The 3,392-nt window shown below is 70.7% G+C and carries 1 protein-coding gene; it reads right to left on the reverse strand.

Annotated features, from left to right (window positions below; translation table 11 throughout):
- Positions 1-3,392, reverse strand: a 3,392-nt coding sequence (locus VD811_04085) for a hypothetical protein (GenBank protein HXV20158.1), incomplete at both ends; no start/stop codon positions are given.

Below are 3,392 nucleotides of genomic sequence, written 5' to 3' on the forward strand. Positions count from 1 at the left end.
GGTGGATCTTCGCCTGGGCGCGGAAGAACTCCACTGCCTCGTCGACGCTCATCGCCAGCACCTCGGCGATGTTTTTCCCCTTGAAGGCGACCAGCTGCGTCTCCGGGGTGAAGCGGGCGCCGCCGCAGACCTCACAAGGGACACGCACGTCGGGGAGGAAGCTCATCTCGATCTTCTTCACCCCCTGTCCCTCGCACTCGGCGCACCGCCCTCCCTTGACGTTGAAGGAGAAGCGCCCCGGCCCCCAGCCGCGCATGCGCGCCTCGGGGGTGCCGGCGAAGAGGCGCCGGATCTCGTCCCAGAAACCGACGTAGGTGGCCGGGCAGGAGCGGGGGGTCTTGCCGATCGGCGTCTGGTCGACTTCCAGGACGCGGCCGAGCTGTTCCCATCCCTCCAGTTTGTTGCATCCCCGCAGGGGGGCAGTCTGCTGCGCCCTTAAAGTTTTGCCCTCCTTGGAAAGAAGCATCCGCAGGTTGTCGTGCAGGACGCCACGCACCAGGCTGCTCTTGCCGCTGCCGGAGACCCCGGTGACGCAGACCAACCGTCCCAGGGGGAGGGCGAGGTGCAGTTGCTTCAGGTTGTGCAGCCAGGCACCGGTGATCTCCAGCCGGGGCGTTTCCGCGTCGGTCGGCCGCCGCTCGACCAGAGGATGCCGCAGCGGCCTGGCGAGGAAGCGTCCGGTCACCGAGGCGGGGCTGCGCATCAGCTCCTCGACCGTTCCCGTGGCGACCACATGGCCGCCGTCGACGCCGCCGCCGGGGCCGAGGTCGATGACGTGCTCGGCGCGGCGGATCGTCTCCTCGTCGTGCTCGACGACGACGATGGTGTTTCCCTTCCCCTCGAGCCGGCGCAGGGTGTCGAGGAGCATGCGGTTGTCGCGGGGGTGCAGGCCGATGGTCGGCTCGTCGAGGATATAGCAGACCCCGCGCAGGTTGGAGCCGAGCTGGGCGGCCAGCCGCAGCCGCTGCGCTTCGCCGCCGGAGAGGGTGGGGGCGGCGCGGTCGAGGCCGAGGTAGGCGAGGCCCACCTCGCGCAGGAAGGCGAGGCGCGAGCCCAGTTCGGGGAGGATGTCGCGGCCGATGGCGGCGGAGCGCCCCTTGAGCTGCAGCTTCACCAGGCGCCCGGCCGCCGCCGCCACCGGCAGGGCGGTCCACTCGGCGATGCTCAGCCCGTCGAAGCGCACCGCCAGCGCCTCCGGCCGCAGCCGCTGCCCCTGGCAGGCCGGGCAGGTCGTCTCCTCCCCCTCCCACCAGGCGTTCCACCAGATCTCCTCGCCGCTCTGCTGCTCGTCGAAGCCGGGCAGGACCAGGCCGGTGCCGAAGCAGCGGGGGCACCAGCCGTGCTTGGAGTTGAAGGAGAAGAGGCGCGGGTCGGGCTCGGGAAAGCTGCGGCTGCACTGGGGGCAGGCCCGGTGCGTGGAGAAGAGGCGCGGCTGCGCCTGCTGCCTGCGCGGCTCCAGGGGCAGGACCAGCACCACCCCCTTGCCGAACTCGAGGGCGCGCCGGAGCAGCTCGCGCAGCTCGCCCTCCGCCTCCGGCGTCACAGTCAGTTCGCCGACCGGCAGCTCGATGCTGTGCTCGCGGAAGCGGTCGAGGCGCGGCCAGGGAATGGTCGGCAGCCACTGGCCGTCGACCCGCAGGTGGACGAACCCCTTGCCGGCGGCCCATTTGGCCAGATCGGTGTAGAGCCCCTTGCGCGCCGTCACCAGCGGGGCGAGCAGGCTCACCTGCCGGCCGCGCAGCTCGCGCAGCAGTCGCGCCGCGATCGCCTCCTCCGTCTGCTCCTCGATCGGGATTTCGCAGTCGGGGCAGAAGGGGGTGCCGAGCTTGACGAAGAGCAGGCGCAGGAAGTGGTAGAGCTCGGTCATCGTCGCCACCGTGCTCTTGCGGCCGCCGCGGCTGGTGCGCTGCTCGATCGCCACCGTCGGCGGGATGCCGGCGATGGCGTCGACCTCGGGGCGGGCGGCGGGCTGGACGAACTGGCGGGCGTAGGCGTTGAGCGACTCCAGGTAGCGGCGCTGCCCCTCGGCGAAGAGGATGTCGAAGGCCACCGTGCTCTTGCCACTGCCGGAGACCCCGGTGAGAACGGTGAAACGGTCGCGCGGGATGTCGAGGTCGATGTGCTTGAGGTTGTGGTCCCGGGCGTTGCGGATGGTGATGACGTCGGGGACGGAAATCCCCCCGCGCTCCGCGCGACCGCCTTTGGTAAAGGGGGTGACTTCATGCACTTCCGCAACTCCCCCCTTTTTTAAAGGGGGGTAGGGGGGGATTTCAGGGGGGCCGGGGGGGATTTCTGCCGCGTACTCCCGCAGCGCCTTACCCGTGTGGCTCCCCTCGCAGGCCATCACCTCCTGCGGCGTTCCGACGCAGACGACCTCGCCGCCCGCCTCGCCCCCCTCGGGGCCGAGGTCGATGAGCCAGTCGGCGGCGCGGATGACATCGAGGTTGTGCTCGATCACCAGCAGCGAGTCCCCTTCGGCCAGCAGCCGCCGGAAGGCCGCCAGCAGTGTGGCGATGTCGGCGAAGTGCAGCCCCGTCGTCGGCTCGTCGAACAAAAACAGGGTTCCGCGTCCCGGGTCCCGGCTCCCGGGTCCCTGGGTCTTCGACTTTGGACCTTGGACCTTGGACCTGTCGGATTTGGCCGCGGCCAAATGTCCGGCGAGCTTGAGGCGCTGCGCCTCACCCCCGGAGAGGGTGGGAACCGGCTGCCCAAGCTTCAGGTAGGCGAGGCCGACCGCCGAGAGCGGTTCGAGGACGTTCGCCACGGCCGGCCGGTCGGCGAAGAAGGCGAGCGCCTCGGCGACGGTCAGCTCCAGCACGCCGGCGACGGAGCGGGCGGGACCGCTGTCGGCCGCCGCCAGCGTCACCTCCAGCACCTCCGGCCGGAAGCGGGTGCCGTCGCAGTCGGGACAGCGCAGGTAGACGTCGGCGAGGAACTGCATCTCGACGTGCTCGAAGCCGCTGCCGCTGCAGGTGGGGCAGCGGCCGAGGCCGGAGTTGAAGCTGAAGGTGCCGGCGGTGTAGCCGCGGGCGCGGGCGAGGGGTTCGGCGGCGAAGAGCTCGCGGACGGCGTCGAAGGCGCCGACGTAGCTGACCGGGTTGGAGCGGGCCGTGCGGCCGATGGGGGACTGGTCGACCAGCACCACTTCGCGCAGCCGCTCATGGCCGCGGATGGCACGGTGCGCCCCGGGCGTCTCCACGGGCCGCCCCATCTCCTTGCGCAGGGCGTTGTAGAGGATGTCCTGCACCAGCGTGCTCTTGCCGCTGCCGGAGACGCCGGTGACGACCACCAGGCGGTTCAGGGGGATGGCGACGTCGATGCCCTTCAGGTTGTTCTCGGCGGCGCCGAGGATTTCGATGGACCATCCTGACTCCCCCCTTTGGTAAAGGGGG

The organism is Desulfuromonadales bacterium, from assembly GCA_035620395.1.
Classification (GTDB): Bacteria; Desulfobacterota; Desulfuromonadia; order Desulfuromonadales; family DASPGW01; genus DASPGW01.